Raw genomic sequence first — 16,082 nt, 5'->3', positions numbered from 1 at the left:
CGTGCCACCGTTCCGGCGCACGTCGGACGTCTGTCATGCTCAGCATGCTCATGACGCCAGTACGTATAAAAAGCGCTGGAACGTACTTACCAGTTGTTGTGCGGTGTTGAGCCGGTCGCGACGGCACGAGGCGGCGAGCACTGTCCTTCCTGCAACGATGGTGTGCGGCATCCCCGGGGAGGCATGATGGCTTGTGCCGCGGCCGACGCCGTCCTACTGACATGGAGCACGCCATGACCGACTTCCTATTCACCCCGCCCCGGCTCGTCGAGCCCGCCGACTTCCCCGCCTCCGAGCTGGCCGTGCCCGGCATGCGTACGCTGCCCGCGGTGGACGAACCCCGCTACGGGGAGGTCCACCTGAACGTGCCCTACGCCGAGAAGTCCGGCCGCACGCTCCACCTGCAGATCATCATGCCGCCGCGTCGGGCCGCCTTCCCCGACACCGCGACCGACTTCTACCCCACCATCCTGTATGTGCAGGGCTCGGCCTTCCACACTCAGCAGCTCGGCCATGAACTGGGCAACCTGGTGGCCTTCGCCGCCCGCGGGTACGTGATCGCCATCGTCGAGTACCGCGGCAGCGAGGTCGCGCCCTTCCCCGCCCAGGCCAAGGACGCCAAGACGGCGGTGCGCTGGCTGCGCGCACACGCCGCCGAGTACCACGTCGACGTCAATCGCATGGCCATGTGGGGCGACTCCTCCGGCGGGCACACCACCCTGATGACCTGGGCCACCGGTACGGGCGGCGCCGACGACGATCCCGCCTTCTCCGACGAGCTCGTCACCGAGGGGCTGGGCCTGAGGGCCTTCGTTGACTACTACGGCCCCACCCACATCGGGCGGATGAACGAGTACCTGTCCATTCAGGACCATTTGGAGGCCGATTCTCCCGAGGGCTGGCTCATTGGCCGGGTGCGGGTGGACGAGCATCCCGAACTCGTCGCCCCTACCGTCATCATGGATCACGTGCCGCATGCCTCGCGGCGCGCTCTGCCGCCGCTGCTGGTGATCCATGGGGACAAGGACCGCATCGTCAACTTCTCCCAGTCCGTCTGGCTGGTGCAGGACCTGCAGGCCAAAGGCCAGGACGTCACCTTCTACCGGCTGGCCGGCGCCGACCACGGCGGCGCCCCCTTCTGGCAGGACGGCGTGCTCGACGTCGTCGACGCCTTCCTCAAGGAGCACCTGACCTAGGTCGTGGCCCGCTGCCGTAGCTCGCGGTTTCTCCGACACTCCGAAGCCGTCTGCTACGCCGGTTCAGCGTCTACAACGCCGGTTAGGGGTCTGCTGAATGGCTGACAGGCCTTCAACGGACACCTAACCGGCGTACCCAACACCGAAGTGGCGTAGTAGACGGGGGCCGTGCGTCAGCCTTGGCCGCCCGCCCTGCCCCGGCCGCCGACGTCGTCGGACGGCGCCTGGCCTCCCATGCCGCCACCCATTCCTCCGCCCATGTCCGAGCTGAGCGCCGCGGCGGTGCCGGTGGCCGAGCCGCCCGAGGTGGTGGCCACGGTGTACTCCGCGCCCTCGGTCAGGCCCAGCACGGTGAGGTACTGCGAGGTGAAGACGCTGGTCATCTCCCAGGAGCTGCCGTCCGCGCCGGTCACGGTGATGGTGTCGCCCGCCGACACGCTCGGGGAGCCGGTGATGCCAACGACCTGGCTCTCGCCGTTGACGTCCACCGCCCCGTCCACGGAGCCCGCCTGGCCGGAGACGACCACCTGCCCGCCGGTGATGTACGCCGACCCGTTGGAGTCGATGCCGTCGGAATAGGTGAAGGACACCTGCACCTGCCCGCCGGAGATCGTCAGCACCGCACCGTCGTCGCCCTCGGAGTCGACGTTCTCATGCCCCTCGATCACATAGTCGCCGTTGGTGGCGTTGATGCCGTCGTCGCCGGAGGTGATCGTCAGGGCCCCGCCGGCGATGTTGATGAAGGCCCCCTGGAGGCCCTCGTCCGCGGCGTCCAGGGTTACGGTGCCGTCCTCCTGCGTGTAGCTGACGCCGGCGTTGATGCCCTTGGGCTTGGTGGCCTCGTCGACGCCGGACTCGTCCTCGTCATCATCCGTGGCGGCATCCGTGGCGACGGCGGTGGCGGCGTCGCCCGCTGGTTCAGTCGCGTCGCCCGCCTGCTGGTCCTGCGGCTGTGCCTGCTGCTCGGGCTGCGCGCCGGCCTCACCCTGCTGGCCGGGCATGCCGCCCATGCCGCCGAAGCCCTCCTCCTGGACGGCGTTCGCCTGCCCGCCGCCCGCGGTTACGGCCAACGTAGTGCCATCCACGGTGACGTCGGTGGTCGCGGACACGCCGTCGTCGCCGGAGGTGATGGTGATGTCGGCCGCCCCCAGGGCTATGAAGCCCTTGGTCTCGTCGTCGTCCTCGGTGGACTTCAGCCCGTCCCCACCGGCGGTGACGGTGATGGTGCCGCCGGAGACGACCAGGTAGTCCTTGCCGCGGATGCCGTCGTCGACGGCGTCCACCGTGAGCGCGGGCGCGCCCTGGATGACCAGGCCGTTCTTGGAGGAGATGGCGTCGTTGTGGTTGCCGGTCACGGTCAGCGAGCCGGTGCCGGTGATCACCACGGTGTCGGAGGAGAACAGGGCCGCGGTGGGGGCGTCCTCGCTGGTGTCGGCGTAGGTCTCCCCGTCGGTGAGCGTGTTCTCCGACCCCTCGGCCAGCACGACGACGGCGCTGCCCGCATCCTGAATGTCAATGGCCGGACCGTCGGCGTTGGTGATTGCTGCGCCGTCGAGCACCAGGCGCACCTCGGCGTCGTCGGCGTTCACGATCACCTGGCCGTCCGTGAGCTCGCCGGACAGCACATAGGTGCCGGAGGCGGTGATGGTGATGTCGCCGCCGTCGACACTCACGCCGGCTGTCCCGTCGCCGTCGACGCTCGCCGAGTCGCCGGACAGGGTGATCGTGGTGGCGGAGGCGGCGTCATAGGTGCCGGCGTCGTCGTCCGTGGTGACGGCGGCGACCGCCTCGGAGGTGTCGGCGTTCGCGGCCAGGATCTCGGCGACGCCGGCGCCGGTGGACGCCGTGGCCACCTCGCTGGTGATCGTGGTCCAGGCGGTTCCGGAGGCGAGGCCGGTGGAGGCGCTGGAGGTAGCGGTGCCGGTGGAGCAGCCGGCTACCAGCGCCACGGCGGCGAGGGCGGCCAGCGCCCGGATGGCGCCGGTGCGCGTGATGCGGTGCAGGTGTTTGAGCGGGTTCTTCATGTGGTGGAGTCCTCGTGAGTGGTGGTGTGCCTGGTGGTCCGGGAACGCCGGTGCGCGGCGGGCGCCGTCAGGCGGCGAAGGCCAGACGGCCGAGTTGAGAGTCCTGGGCGTCGGCCAACTCGCGCCCCAGCACTCGGTGCCACTTGTTGGAGGGCAGCTCCGGGTGGAGCAGCGCCATGCCGGTGGCGAACTTGGAGATCTTGGCCGGGCGGTGCCCCTGCGCCCACAGCAGCCGGTCGGCGGGCGACGGCGTGGCCGGGTTCTTGGTCTCGACGATCACCAACCCGTCGGCCGACGCCTCCCGCACGGGCGCGCCGTCGGCGCTCAGATCGGTCCACGTCAGACCCGTGTCCACCGTGACCCGGGCGCGGGCCTGCGGCAGGTGCAGGGTGGTGCGTTCGTAGGAGGTCGCCAGCACCGGCACCAGCGAGTCGGCGAGCGCCGCGGCGTGTCCCGGCGAGTAGACCTGTGCCCGCTCCAGGCAGCCCGCCACGAAGGCGCGCCCCTCGGCGGTGAGCCGGTCGGCGTCGTCGAGCGCGTAGGGCATGCGCTGCTTGACCGTCGCGCCGCGCGCGCCGCGGGTCTTGACCTCCAGGAAGCAGGTTCCGGAGTCCAGGTAGGAGCGGGTGCGCACCTTGAAGCGACGACGGCGCTTGCGGGCGGCCAGCAGGTAGGCGTCCAGGCCGGGGGTGTCGAAGTAGGCGGAGGCGTAGGCGAAGCGGCGCTGGCCGTCGATGGCCAGTGCGCGTGCCTGCCCCTCCAGCGCGTCGACGACCGCCTGGGCCGTGGTCAGGGGTAGCAGGTACTTGCGGTCCACGCGGGTGAGCAGGCCGGCGGCGGCGTTGAGCTCGTCCAGTGTGGTTGTTGCCAGTTGGCCGGTGTGCAGGTGCTGATTCATGAGGGGTGACTCCTGTGGCTGCGCGGTCCGTGGCGTGGCTTGTCCGTCCTCTGGTCCGGGTTCAGCGGCCGGCGGGCTGGGCCACGGGCTGCACCACGGGCGGGAAGACGTAGTCGGCGGTGTCCGTCGGAGCGGCCGCGGCGGCGTGCTGGGGACGGGAGGCATGAGACGAAGGTGCGGATGGGGGCGCCGGCGCCGGGGCGGGCGCGCTCGCGGCGGGCTGAGCCGACGCCGTCGTCGCCCGCGAGTGTCCCGTTGGGTGCAGGCGGAAGCGGGCGTCGACGAGCGTGGTGTCGTCGACCAGGTCGAGGCGCTGCACCTCCACCGAGCGCACCTGCGCGTCCAGCAGCTGCTCCAGGTGGGTGATGAGCGCGTCCTCGTCGGTGATGGCGCGGTCCAGCATGATGATCTGGTGGCGGCTCCGGCGCATGAGTGCCGGGTGGTCGCCGATCCACAGGGAGGCGACGACGAGCGCCATCAGCAGGGCCGTCAGCGCCAGCGGTGCGGCGGTGATGCCGCCGAGCAGGCCCAGGGCCAGGGCGGCGAAGAAGTAGGCGACCTCGTGCTGGGCCAGCTCGGTGGAGCGCAGGCGGATGATCGACAGCACGCCGAACAGGCCCAGTCCCAGGCCGGCGCCGACCGACGCCGTCGACAGCAGGAGCGTGACCGCCAGGACGCCGACGTTGACGCCGGCGTAGGCGGCCACCAGGTCCTTGCGGGCATGACGGCGGGTGTACAGGGCGCCGACGAGGACGACCAGGGCGACCAGGTCGACGGCGATGTAGGCAAGAGTGCTGGGAGACATTGGCTGCTTCCGGTTGTGGGGGAGGACGGCGTGGGCCGTCCCGGACCGCGTTCCACGCTAAGAGGCGAGGCTATGCGCGCCCTGTGAAAGTCGTGTCGTGGAGGTATGTGACCGGATGCGCGCCGGGAGGAGCGGGCCGGCGTCGCCGTCGGCGGGTGCCGACGACGTCGGTGGCGGGCGTGGACAGTTCATATGGGCGTCGGCGGCGGCTTCTAGACTGTGGCCCCGGCAGGACTCTGCCGGGCCCTGCCGCTCCGGCGTGCGGGGTCGCTTCTCCGCGTGCCGGTCCCCTTCCCCCACGCGACAGGAGCCGACGTGCCCTCCAAGCAGCCACCCAAGCAGAATCGCCGCTTCCACGGCTGGACCCTCCACGGCGATGGCCGCTCTATCGCCCCCGGCGAGGTCGTCACCCCCGCCGAGCGGCTGAGCTGGCCCCGCACCGTCGGCATCGGCGTGCAGCACGTCGTCGCCATGTTCGGCGCCACCTTCCTGGTGCCGCTGCTGACGGGCTTCAACCCGTCCACCACCCTGTTCTTCACCGGGCTGGGCACGCTGCTGTTCATCCTCATCACCGCGGGCCGCCTGCCCAGCTACCTCGGCTCCTCCTTCGCCCTGATCGCGCCGATCGGCGCCGTGACCGGGTATGCGGCGGACGCGGGCGCGCCGCTGGACGAGGCGAAGGCGTCCCTCGCGCAGGGCGGGATCATCTCCGTCGGCGCGTTGCTGGCGGTCATCGGCGTGATCGTCCACGTGGCCGGAACCGGATGGATCGACCGGCTCATGCCGCCGATCGTCACCGGCGCCATCGTCTCCCTGATCGGCTTCAACCTCGCTCCGAGCGCCTGGAACAACGTCAAGACCGCCCCGGTGACCGCCCTGGTGACGATCGTGTCGATCCTGGTGATCACGGTGCTGTTCAAGGGCATCATCGGGCGGCTGTCGATCCTCATCGGCGTGCTGATCGGCTATGCCACCGCCTGTGTGCGGGGAGAGGTCGACTTCTCCCAGATCGCCCAGACCGGCTGGCTCGGCGTGCCCGAGTTCCGGGCGCCCGCCTTCGACGTCAGCCTCCTGGGCCTGTTCATCCCGGTGGTGCTGGTGCTGGTCGCGGAGAACATCGGGCACGTGAAGTCCGTGGCCGCCATGACCGGGGAGAACCTCGACGACGTCACCGGCCGCGCGCTGTTCGCGGACGGGCTGTCGACCATGTTCGCGGGCGTGGGCGGCGGCTCGGGCACGACCACCTACGCGGAGAACATCGGCGTCATGGCCGCCACCCGCGTCTACTCCACGGCCGCCTACATCGTGGCGGCCGTGACGGCTCTGGGCCTGTCCCTGCTGCCGAAGTTCGGCGTCATCATCGCCACCATTCCCGCCGGCGTCCTGGGCGGGGCGGCGACGGTCCTGTACGGCATGATCGGCATGCTCGGGGTGCGCATCTGGGTGCAGAACCGCGTGGACTTCTCCGACCCGGTCAACCTCAACACCGCGGCGGTCGCCATGGTGGTGGCCATCGCCGACTACACCTTCAGCTGGGGCGACATGACCTTCGCGGGAATCGCGCTGGGCTCGCTGGCCGCGATCGTCGTCTACCACGCCATGCGCGCCATCTCCCGGGCCCGGGGCACGAACCTGGAGGAGGCCTCACCGGCGTCGGCGCCCGCGGGCACCGAACTCGAGGGCCCGGCCTACGCCAAACGGGCCCGTCGGCAGGGCTGAAAGCGGTGCGGGCGGGCAGAGGCGTCGGGCTCCGTGTGCTGGCTTCTTGGAGAGGGTGGTGCACGATGCGAGTTCGCACCTGTCCCTCCGGCTGGACGTTCCACGACCTTGGGGCACGTTTTACGACCTTGGGGTGTGTTCCACGACCACCCCGGGGTCGTGGAACACACCCCAAGGTCGTGCAATGCATCAGCACGTCCCCTAGCTTGGGAAAGGATCGCTGCGAGCGTCGGCTCAGGCCGCCGGAGTGCTGTTCAGTCGTGCCAGGGCCCGGCGGTAACCGGCCTCATGCAGGTTCCAGATTCGGGACGGGACGCCGGTTACGCTCTCAAGCCGACGGGCCATACTTGGCGACAGTGGAGCTTCGCCGCGCAGGAGCTCATTGACACACTCAGGTGCGACCTCGAGCCTACGGGCGAGTTCGACCGTGTTGATCCCCTCGTCATCCATCCATTCCTGGATGAAATCCCCGGTAGGGACGATGTAGTTCGGCAAGCGACTCATCTTGCCTCCTTTCCGGTGCGGAAGCAGGCTAGTGGTAGTCGACGATGTCGGTGACGCGCGCAACGACTGGGCTGCCACCCTCATCAATGACGATGAGACGCCAGTTCTTGTCCAGACGTGCAGACCATTGCCCAGAACGGTCAGCCCTCAGACGCTCCCAGCGGCCGGTACCGGCCAACAGGTCATCGAAGGAGTCGGGGTGGTGTGCCATGGTCGCTCGCGGATGCACGCAGTCAACGACCGCGGATTCGTGTCGGAGGCTCGCGGCAGACTTGGTGGCACGTCCTGACCGTACGACTACGAGAGCTGTGAAGGAGACAACTCATGCCTACGATCACTCTGCAACACCTGCTGGACGCCTGCAGCCGGGGAGGCGCCAGCGTCCTGACCTCCGTCACGCCGCTGGAACCCGCGGCCGGGCCACATGCGTCGGTAGCACCGGCCAAGTTCTCCGAGCGCAGCAACAGCGTGTTCGCATACGAGAGGCGATTCTGGGGAGGCAAGGCGGTCGACGCGGTAGTCATTGACTCCAAGCAGTCCCAGAACAACCGGCTCGAGGACGCAGTAGCAACGGCCATCGCGGACGGCGACGCGGTCCTGTCGCGTCTTCCCCGGATTGAGCTGCGATTCTCCGACGGACAGGTCTTCAGCGATCTCGAGCTACCTCATCGCGCCTTCGATGGGCAGATTCGCGCCGGGACGATCAATGGCCGTCCTGCAACGGATGCTGACGAGTACCGCGCTCTGCGCGACGCAACCATCACGCATGCGCGCCCACTCCTGGAGCGCAGCCCCATGACGCTCCTGCTTGGCGGATGGGACGCAAGCAGGAAGAGCCACCAGGGGCGTTACCGGAGCATTCTCGTGGGAGAGATCATCGGTATCCTCGCTGACCAAGACGGCAACCCGAAGTCCCACCAGTCCAAGCGCGGAGGCGCCCGCATCGACCCGTTGGGCGCCAAGATCGAGCTCGACAAGGCCGGGCGGAAGGCGATTGCCGATGCGCAGAAGGACGAGTTGTCGAAGAAGACCTATGAGAAGTCGGTGGGCAAGGATGAGACCGAGGGGCTGGCGCGTCTGGGTATCGGCGGGATTCCCCCGAGCCTGGAACAGCTGGGAGGGGTCGCCTGCCAGGCGATCATCCGCTCCCACGTTTTGAGCTTCGCCGCGCTGCGGGCCCTGCGCTTCGACAGCGATTCCCCCGCAGGGGATGTTGCTTGCAGGGCGGTCCTGGCCGCCTTGGCTCTGGACGGGTTGGCGCGTGCCGATGCGGAGCTGCTTCTACGGGCGAACTGCGACCTCAGAGAGGCGGGCGCGCCGGTGGTCAAGCTCGACAAGCGCTACGGTCAGGAGGAGACCTTCGACCCGCTCACCATCGAGCAAGCACAGGAGCTGCTGGCTGAGGCGATCGCCCACGCGGAGCAGACAGCCGGACTGAAGTGGGACGGTTCGGTGCTGGCGGTGGACGGCAACCCCGCGATCCTGGCGGCCGCCAGCGATGATTCACGGGACGAATGATGACGCCGATCGCCATTACCGCCCGGTTCCCCCTGGGCGTCTACCACGGTCACGCCCCCGACGGCGGAGTGGACTTCTATCCCTCGCCGGCACGCCTGTTCACGGCACTGGTTAGCGCTGCCTACACGGGTCCCGAAATGGGCTCCGACGGTGCGCTGATCCCCGACGTCATTCATTGCCTGAACTGGCTCGAGGAGCATCCGCCAACGGGACTGAAGTTGCCCGAGGCGATGGAGGTCGACTCGGAGGCACGCGGTCGTGTTGCCTACCGGGATACCGGTGTCATTGAAAAGAATGCGCCGAAGCGGTCCTCCAAGAGAGTCTCCGACGGCGTCGCCGTCCGTGGCCCGATGCAATGGATCTGGGATGACATGCCTGCGGAAGTCCGCACTGTCTTGGATCGGTTGTGTGCGGATGTGCCCTGCCTGGGGGAGACCGACAGCCCGGTAGTCATGGAAGTGGGGGAAGCTGTAGACGCAAAAGCGCCCAACTGGCGCCTGAACCCGGACGCCACGCCCTTCACCCGTGGTGGAAGGCAATTCGTCGGGGCAGCCCCGGGAAGAGCGGATGCTCTGGCGCGACTGTACGCCGAGGCCCGGCCTCAGAAGCCCCCCACCAAGAGCGCGGACCGCTTCAAACCAAGTGCAGACGAGGTCCGGCTGCAGCCTGTCTCGACCGAATGCCTGCGCATGCTTCAGTACGTGGAGGCGGAGCCCGAACGGGCAACTGTGAGTGGGCCGCCTTGGAATGAAGTGGTTGTCCTGCTGGCCGACGACGGTTCTGGAGGGGAGATCGAACCGTCGCGTCGTCTGGACTGGTGCGTCGCGTTCCACCGTGCGCTGATCTCCCGGATCGGTGACGGCGCCCCCGCCGTCGTGACCGGCCGCTACCTTGACGGCGCGCCACCGGCCAACCGCCTGGCGATCCAGTACGCGCCGGCCTCGGTGCTGGCCCTGTCCACGTTGGAGGGCAGCACAACGTCGGCGCCCGGCGTCTTCCTGGTCTTGCTTCCCAGGGGAATCAAGGCCGATGAGACCGCAGTCGTGCTTGCGGCCTTGACCGGCATGACGCGGCTCAAGTCCCGCTGGGGCGTGGCAAAGCTGCGCCCGCTGGATGAGGTGGTCTCCGCAGGAGACTTCTGGAAGGCACCCGGGCCGGGGACCTCGCGTATGTGGTCGCCTGCGCCGGTGGCGGTCCCCGAGGTTGTTAGGCAACGCCGTGATTGGCGGTTCGAGGACGCGATCCTGCTGTCACTCGGTTTCGTTCGGCGGGAGGCGTTGAAGAGTGTGCCGAAGGGTGAACGGGGATACCGGTCCCTGGTCTCGCAGGTGCGCGATCACCATGCCGGGGTCCTTGGATATCAGCGGATCACCGACAGGCCTGCTGCCTATGCCCACAAGATGCCGCAGGGCATGATGGCTCAGCCATACCGTGCGGTGATCGACGTCGGAGACCTGCTGGCCGATAGGACGTTGGCCGCCATCGGGCAGAGCCGCCACCTCGGCGGTGGGCTGCTCGTGCCCGTGGACCTTCCCCTCGAGTTGGCACAGGCGGCCGTCAGGAGAGGGAGCCATGCTGGAGATTGAGGATTTCGACGACTTCTTCGAGTTGGTTCACGGTTCAGGGGTTCGTCCATTTATCTGGCAGAAGGAACTGCTCGAGTACTTGGTGTCCCATGGGACCTGGCCCGAGCAGATTGCCGCCCCAACAGGTGCCGGCAAGTCCAGCGTCATTGAAGTACACGTGTTCGCCAACGCCCTGGCGGCCATAGGTCGAGGTGCGCGTGTTCCGCGGCGACTCGCTGTTGTTGTCAATCGCAGGGCCTTGACCGATGCGCATGCGGAGAAGGCCGAGCGCGTTAAGGCCTTGCTTGATCAACCCGGTCTTGGAAACGCGAATGTATTGACGCGCGTCCGTGATGCTCTGGCGAGTATGCGCCCGGACGCCGCTGAAGACCGTTCGCCACTGGTGGTGACCACTATGCGCGGCGCCGCTGCAACGGATCGTACCTGGCTCAATGCCCCGGAGGCTTGTGCAGTGTTGTGCATGACGGCGGCCATGTGGGCGTCCTCCCTTCTGTTCCGGTCATACGGCGCACCGAGATACGCGCGTCCAAGGTTGGCGGGGATGCTCGCCGTGGATGCAGCGGTAGTCGTTGACGAGGCGCATCTGAATCGCCAGATCATGGTCACCGCCAGGCGCGTATCAGAGTTCTGCGGGCACACCGCCGAGAAACTCGGACTACCCGTACTACAAGCGGTGGAAATGACGGCGACGCCGTCTCGGCGAACCGGCCAGACCATCGGAGTCACTCGGGAGTCGCTGGATCATGACGAGCCCCTGGCTCGCCGGGTCCAGGCCGCCAAGGTAGCCGAGTACATTCCTACGGCCACATGGCCCGAGAACGGGAGGATGACTACCGCATACCGTGACGACGTCGTCGACCAGGTCGTCAAAGCGGTGCAGGAGGCGAAGTCTCTGGTCCCAGATCACTCAGACGGGGATCATGCCCCTCGAACCGTGGGTTGCGTTCTCAACCGTGTAGACAGCGCCGTGCGGGTCTGTAAGGCGCTGGAGTCCCAAGGCCTCAGCTGTGCGCTCAGGGTGGGGCGCATGCGTCCCTGGGACCTGCGCCGGCTCCAGGTAACGGAACCCGGTTTGTTCAGCCCACGTGGTTCCAAGCGGATCGACGTACTGGTGGCGACCCAGACCGTAGAAGTGGGAGTGGACCTGGACCTGGTCTCCATGGTCACCGAACTGGCCTCTGGGAGTGCTCTGGCGCAGAGGGCCGGTCGTGTCAACCGGTTGGGCCGGCGCGAGCAGGGCCGATTCGTCGTCGTCGGGCCGTATCCGGAAACCGACTTGGACAAAGACGTGCTGCCCTATCGCAGCGCCGATCTGGCTCGGGGCAGACAGTGGATTCTGGCGCGCGAGGCACAGGGGAGCCTTTCGCCGCTCGCTGTCAGTGAGAATCCGCCCGAGCCGGAGACGCCACGACGACTCCTGTGGCAGCGTCCTGAGCCATGGGACGTGGCTCTGTGGTCTAAAACGTCCATGGATTTGGTGGTCGAACCCGAGCTGGATCTCTGGCTTCGTGACGAGCTGGAACCCGAGACGGAGGAGGTTGGGGTAGTTGTGCGGAAACTGTCCGAGCTGCCCGACGCCGATTCCTGCGAAGCACTGGTACGGGCAGTGCCGCCGCAAGCGTGTGAGGTGTTCCCGGCGTTGATCGGTACCGTGCGTAATGCCGTGGAGCAGCTGTTGCAGAACCAGTCAGCGGCGAATAGTGAACACACGGCTGAGCTTCTGCGCCACTCTGTGCTGTGGAGAGATGACAATGCCGTCCCTGACTGGCAGGTGCAGCTTGCCGCGGCAATGGAGGGAGAGCGGCCGGCGGCCCCCGATCTGCATCCGGGTGACTTGCTAGTCGTTGATGAGGAGGCGCGATTCTTCACCAGCGGGGTGATTACCGCGGACGGCGACGAAACGTGCCAAGCTGTACCAGCGTCCGACCTCGAGGGCATCTTCCGGATCGTCACCGACCCAGAAGAACTCCTTGAGTTTGCGGTACCTGGTCAACAGGTGCTTGAGGAAGCCGACCAGGAGCAAAACGTCGAGTGGCCGCCGGGCTGGGAACCCGGAAGTGGAGCAGCGCCGGACTGGGCGGTGTTCCGAAGCAGTGTCATCGTGGACGATGAGTCAGGCATGCGGTCGGCGTTTTCTCGCAACCCGGGGTGGGTGCTGCTCGAGCAGCACAACGCCGATGTCGCCGCACGCGCACGGCAGCTGGCCACCGGCGTCGACTTGGACGCCGAACTGGTGGAGGCACTGGTCGAGGCCGGTCGATGGCACGACGTCGGCAAGGCGGATGAACGATTCCAGCGTTTCTTGAAGCGCCGGGCTGGATTTCCCGATCGTGTTGCCAAGAGCCGAGGCGGCTCCAGACGGACGATCCTGCGGGCATGGGCCGATGCGGGGCTGCCACCGGGATGGCGGCACGAGCTGGCTTCGGCAGCCGCCTACTGGGCACAGGACGAAGCCTGCACGGATGGCGAGCGGCGCGAACTGGTGGCGCGGCTCATCGGCACCAGCCATGGTAGAGGCAGACCCCTGTTCAATCACGATCCCGAGACCGCGGGACCTGAACATCTGGATGCTCTCGAAGAGCTCGTGGGCGAAGGCGAGTGGGAATCACTCATTGCCCGCACCGGCGGCGCCTGGGGCGAATGGGCGATCGCCTACCTCGAGGCGATGCTACGAGCTGCGGATTGCTCCGTCTCAGCGGAAGGGAAGTGAACGGCATGGAACTCGCCGGAGAGTACACGAGTGCGCTGACCACCTTCGCAGGGTTGGGCGCGGCGCTCATACTGGAACGAAGTGGCGCACGGCGCGTTCGTCTTGGATGGACGAATACGACTTCCCCGCGCCTGAAGCTCACTGCGGAGGGGGAAGACGATGCCACGATCGCTGCCATGATTCAACAGCACGCGAAGGATCGTGCGATGCACGCGAGTTGGCTCCATGCCGATCTCGAAGGTGACCCCTGGGCCGGCGCCAATGCGGTGTTCAGCCCGAGGATCAAATCGGCAGCAGCGAAAAGCGGGAAGGGCGCGCCCACGCCTTCGTCTGCGGAAATCGCTGCACGGTGGCAGACGCTCCAGAAGGCGAGATACGAGGGTATCGACCAGGAGCTTGCATCGCCCGGCCATGATGCTGATCTTGAACTCATCGGCGCCTTAGGTGAACCCGCGTACTGGCGGATTGCCTCCAATGGCCCCAGGCCCGACGAAGGCGCTAGTCGCTGGGAGATGAAGACGCGGAACCGCGGCGAGGACTTCGTGGGCAACCGTCTGCGGGGCTTGGCACGCATCGTGGCCAAGCGGGAACCCGCAACTGTGTTAGGCGGACTGACCGGGCGAACATTGGTGGATGAGGCCTACGCCAAGAATCGTTCGGACGAATCGCGGACTGCCACCGGGCTCACGGTGCCCCGGTTCACTGACAGTGCCCTTGCCTGGTGCGGGCTGTGGGGGATCGCCTCATTCCCGGTCATTCATCGCTTTGACAGGCCGTCTGTGACCGCTGGGGCGTTCCCGGTAGGACGCTTCATGCCCGCTAAGTTGGTGCTTCCGGTGCTCACGGGGGCGTACTCGCTGGGGCGGTGGCGTGCGATGCTTCTTTCCGAACAGCTCGCGCGGTGTGCTGAGGCGGGTGTGGGAGAGGAAACTACGGCGCGGGCGTGGTTGGTATCGCATGGCGCGGAGGCGCTCATCGCCTTCCAGGTCAATGTCAGTGATAATCCGAACGCTCCTGAGCGATATCTGGGAGAGGGCACTGCCATGCCCCTGCGCTGAGCGGCTTCGATGCCGAAGCAACGACGGCAACTCAGGAAAATCTGGGGAGGGACCCTGAGGAGGGTTCCTCCCCAGATTCATGTCGTACATCGGTCGTAGCGTCGCGGCGGTGCCAGGAAGTCCCTGATGCCGCGATCCGGCCCTTGAGGCCGTCAAAGGAGACACTTATGAACCGTGCGGAGAGCCAAGAAGCGATCCCGATCAGTCTCGTCATTCATACCGTCTACTGTCCACGGCGAACGTGGTTGGAGTCGGTCGGGGAGAAGACGGATACGGCGCAAATGCAGGCGGGCACTGACGCTCATCGGCGTGCGGACCAGGCGGGGGAGAGTCGTGCGAAGGAGCACCGTGCCGTCAGCGTCCGCAGCGACCGACTGGGCCTGACTGGCAGATGCGATGTTCTGGAGGGTGATCCCGGAGCCCCGTTGACGATAGTGGAGTATAAGGCGACTCCTGTGCGACGGCGCCCGGAGGTAACAGCTGCCAACAGAATCCAATTGGCATTACAGGTCCTGTGCCTGGAAGAGATGGGGGAGCAGGTTGCGGAGACTCAAATCTACTTCACGAATCATCGCCGCAGGGTGGAGGTCCATCTGAACGAAGAGGACTTTGCAGAGGCCGAGCGAGCCGTAGAGCAGACTCGACACATCATTTCTTCGCCGACGGCTCCACCCCCGGTGGAGGATGACTCTCGATGCCGCTGGTGTTCACACGTGTCTGTGTGCCTGCCTTCCGAACATCGATATGAGGCTGCTAGACGGAGGATCGTGGCAACATTGCCTGATGCTCAGGTTCTCCACCTCGCTACGCCGGGTGCAAGGGCGTCTCTCCGGAGTGGCAGAGTTGAGGTTATCAAAGCGGGGGACACGCTAATGACGATCCCTTTAGAGAGGGTGTTCGGTATAGTAGTCCACGGGAACGTCGATGTGTCATCTGCGCTGCTGCGTGAGATGTGTTGGAGGGACCGTTGTGTGGTCTGGTGCTCTTGGTCTGGAAGGGTAATCGGATGGTCGCAAGGAGCGGATTCTCCCAACGGTCTACAACGCGTTCAACAGCATGTCGCCAGCGCCCGTGGGAGGCTGGATATTGCCCAACAGATGGTGGCCGCGAAGATTGCGAATCAAGCCACTCTGCTTAGGCGGAATGGTGATGCGCCCAGGGCTGTGGACCGAATGCGAGTGCTGCAGCGCGATGCTCTAGTGGCGTCGTCTTTGAATGACTTGATGGGAACTGAGGGTGAGGCTGCGGGGTTGTATTTTGATTCGTTCGACACCATGCTCGAGGGTAAGACGGCCGCATTCGCGGCGAACCGTTGGGGTGGCCGTCACCGCAGGCCGGCGCCCGACCCCGTTAACGCGGCACTTGACTACGCGTACGCTCTGCTTTTGGGGGAGTGTATTCGTGGGTTGGTTGCCTGCGGTCTTGACCCGCATGCGGGATTTCTCCACTCCAGTTCTCGCAATAAGCCCGCGTTGGCCCTTGATCTCATGGAAGAGTTTCGGGCGCCAGTGGCTGATTCCGTGGTTGTGCGTGCCTTCCGCAACGGTGAGGTCGGTTCGGGTGACTTCACCGAGATCATGGGTGCGTGCCGCCTGAGTGATCACGGGAGAAAGCAGCTAATCAGTGGTTTTGAACGTCGTATCGAGACTTCGTTCAAGCACCCTGTGTTCGGTTATGACGTGACCTGGCGGCGTGCGATCGAAGTCCAGGCTCGTCTCGTGCTTGGAACGATTGACGGTACGCAGCGCTCCTATAACCTGACTCCTGACAGGTCGCTGGGGTGATCGGGGTTTTTCGTTGGTGTGGTGCGGTTGGGTTGGTGGTTGTGGGGCACTAATCCGGTGGGCGGTAGAGTGATGGTGTGTGAGCCCGTATGTTCGTAAGGTGCGTACCGCTTCTGGTGCTACGGCGGTGCAGATCGTGGCTAAGGAGCACGGGGTGCGCCGGGTTGTGGAGCACCTGGGCTCGGCGCACGATGAGGCGGAGCTGGCGGCCCTGATTCAGGCTGGGCGGGAGAAGATCCGGGGAGGCCAGGGGGGTGCTGGACCTGGCCGGCCTGACACC

Annotated in this window: 12 protein-coding genes and 1 pseudogene; 8 read left to right on the top strand and 5 right to left on the bottom strand. The window is 66.5% G+C overall.

All coding sequences use genetic code 11. The features are described 5' to 3' along the window. Nucleotides 1-233: 233 nt before the first annotated feature. Nucleotides 234-1,196 (top strand): alpha/beta hydrolase, encoded by a 963-nt coding sequence (locus tag ACGLYG10_RS13950; RefSeq protein WP_073333318.1) that lies wholly within the window; start codon nucleotides 234-236, stop codon nucleotides 1,194-1,196. 173 nt (nucleotides 1,197-1,369) lie between these two features. Here the strand turns inward: ACGLYG10_RS13950 and ACGLYG10_RS13945 are convergent, their stop codons facing one another. From ACGLYG10_RS13945 to ACGLYG10_RS13935, 3 genes are all read right to left on the bottom strand, one after another. Beyond that, nucleotides 1,370-3,220: a carbohydrate-binding domain-containing protein gene (locus ACGLYG10_RS13945; RefSeq protein WP_073333316.1), complete on the bottom strand. Its 1,851-nt coding sequence runs from the start codon at nucleotides 3,218-3,220 to the stop codon at nucleotides 1,370-1,372. Nucleotides 3,221-3,287: 67 nt separating this feature from the next. Then, complete coding sequence (locus ACGLYG10_RS13940; protein ID WP_073333313.1) at nucleotides 3,288-4,118, bottom strand: polyphosphate polymerase domain-containing protein; 831 nt, start codon at nucleotides 4,116-4,118, stop codon at nucleotides 3,288-3,290. Between the two features lie 61 nt (nucleotides 4,119-4,179). Then, the gene (locus ACGLYG10_RS13935) at nucleotides 4,180-4,923 is read right to left on the bottom strand and encodes a DUF4956 domain-containing protein (RefSeq protein ID WP_083565937.1); all 744 of its coding nucleotides are present in this window, start codon (nucleotides 4,921-4,923) and stop codon (nucleotides 4,180-4,182) included. Nucleotides 4,924-5,238: 315 nt separating this feature from the next. Between ACGLYG10_RS13935 and ACGLYG10_RS13930 the strand changes: the two genes are divergently transcribed. Continuing rightward, nucleotides 5,239-6,642, top strand: coding sequence for a uracil-xanthine permease family protein (locus tag ACGLYG10_RS13930; protein ID WP_073333310.1), 1,404 nt, complete (start codon nucleotides 5,239-5,241; stop codon nucleotides 6,640-6,642). Between the two features lie 234 nt (nucleotides 6,643-6,876). Here ACGLYG10_RS13930 and ACGLYG10_RS13925 read toward each other — a convergent pair whose 3' ends face one another. Beyond that, the gene (locus tag ACGLYG10_RS13925) at nucleotides 6,877-7,146 is read right to left on the bottom strand and encodes a helix-turn-helix transcriptional regulator (protein WP_244542691.1); all 270 of its coding nucleotides are present in this window, start codon (nucleotides 7,144-7,146) and stop codon (nucleotides 6,877-6,879) included. 28 nt (nucleotides 7,147-7,174) lie between these two features. After that, on the bottom strand, nucleotides 7,175-7,357 hold the full coding sequence (locus ACGLYG10_RS13920) for a type II toxin-antitoxin system YoeB family toxin (RefSeq protein ID WP_139241003.1): 183 nt from the start codon (nucleotides 7,355-7,357) through the stop codon (nucleotides 7,175-7,177). Between the two features lie 113 nt (nucleotides 7,358-7,470). Here ACGLYG10_RS13920 and cas7g point away from each other — a divergent pair, with 113 nt between their 5' ends. The 6 genes and pseudogenes from cas7g to ACGLYG10_RS16410 all read left to right on the top strand — a co-directional run. Beyond that, on the top strand, nucleotides 7,471-8,664 hold the full coding sequence (gene cas7g, locus ACGLYG10_RS13915; protein WP_073333308.1) for a type I-G CRISPR-associated RAMP protein Csb1/Cas7g: 1,194 nt from the start codon (nucleotides 7,471-7,473) through the stop codon (nucleotides 8,662-8,664). Further along, nucleotides 8,661-10,250, top strand: a complete 1,590-nt coding sequence (csb2, locus tag ACGLYG10_RS13910) for a type I-G CRISPR-associated protein Csb2 (protein WP_083565936.1) — start codon at nucleotides 8,661-8,663, stop codon at nucleotides 10,248-10,250. Before cas7g ends, csb2 begins: the two co-directional genes overlap by 4 nt. Continuing rightward, the gene (gene cas3g / locus ACGLYG10_RS13905; protein ID WP_073333306.1) at nucleotides 10,237-12,960 is read left to right on the top strand and encodes a type I-G CRISPR-associated helicase/endonuclease Cas3g; all 2,724 of its coding nucleotides are present in this window, start codon (nucleotides 10,237-10,239) and stop codon (nucleotides 12,958-12,960) included. Before csb2 ends, cas3g begins: the two co-directional genes overlap by 14 nt. 5 nt (nucleotides 12,961-12,965) lie before the next feature. Beyond that, nucleotides 12,966-14,018: a hypothetical protein gene (locus ACGLYG10_RS13900; RefSeq protein ID WP_139241002.1), complete on the top strand. Its 1,053-nt coding sequence runs from the start codon at nucleotides 12,966-12,968 to the stop codon at nucleotides 14,016-14,018. Nucleotides 14,019-14,185: 167 nt separating this feature from the next. Then, nucleotides 14,186-15,802, top strand: a complete 1,617-nt coding sequence (locus ACGLYG10_RS13895; RefSeq protein ID WP_073333301.1) for a CRISPR-associated endonuclease Cas4/Cas1 — start codon at nucleotides 14,186-14,188, stop codon at nucleotides 15,800-15,802. A 79-nt stretch (nucleotides 15,803-15,881) separates the two neighbouring features. Continuing rightward, nucleotides 15,882-16,082 (top strand): annotated as a pseudogene (locus ACGLYG10_RS16410) (hypothetical protein); the annotation flags it as partial.

It is taken from the genome of Actinomyces glycerinitolerans, assembly GCF_900098745.1.
In the GTDB taxonomy this organism is placed as follows: domain Bacteria; phylum Actinomycetota; class Actinomycetes; order Actinomycetales; family Actinomycetaceae; genus Actinomyces; species Actinomyces glycerinitolerans.
This window is presented reverse-complemented; position numbering and strand designations above follow the sequence as displayed.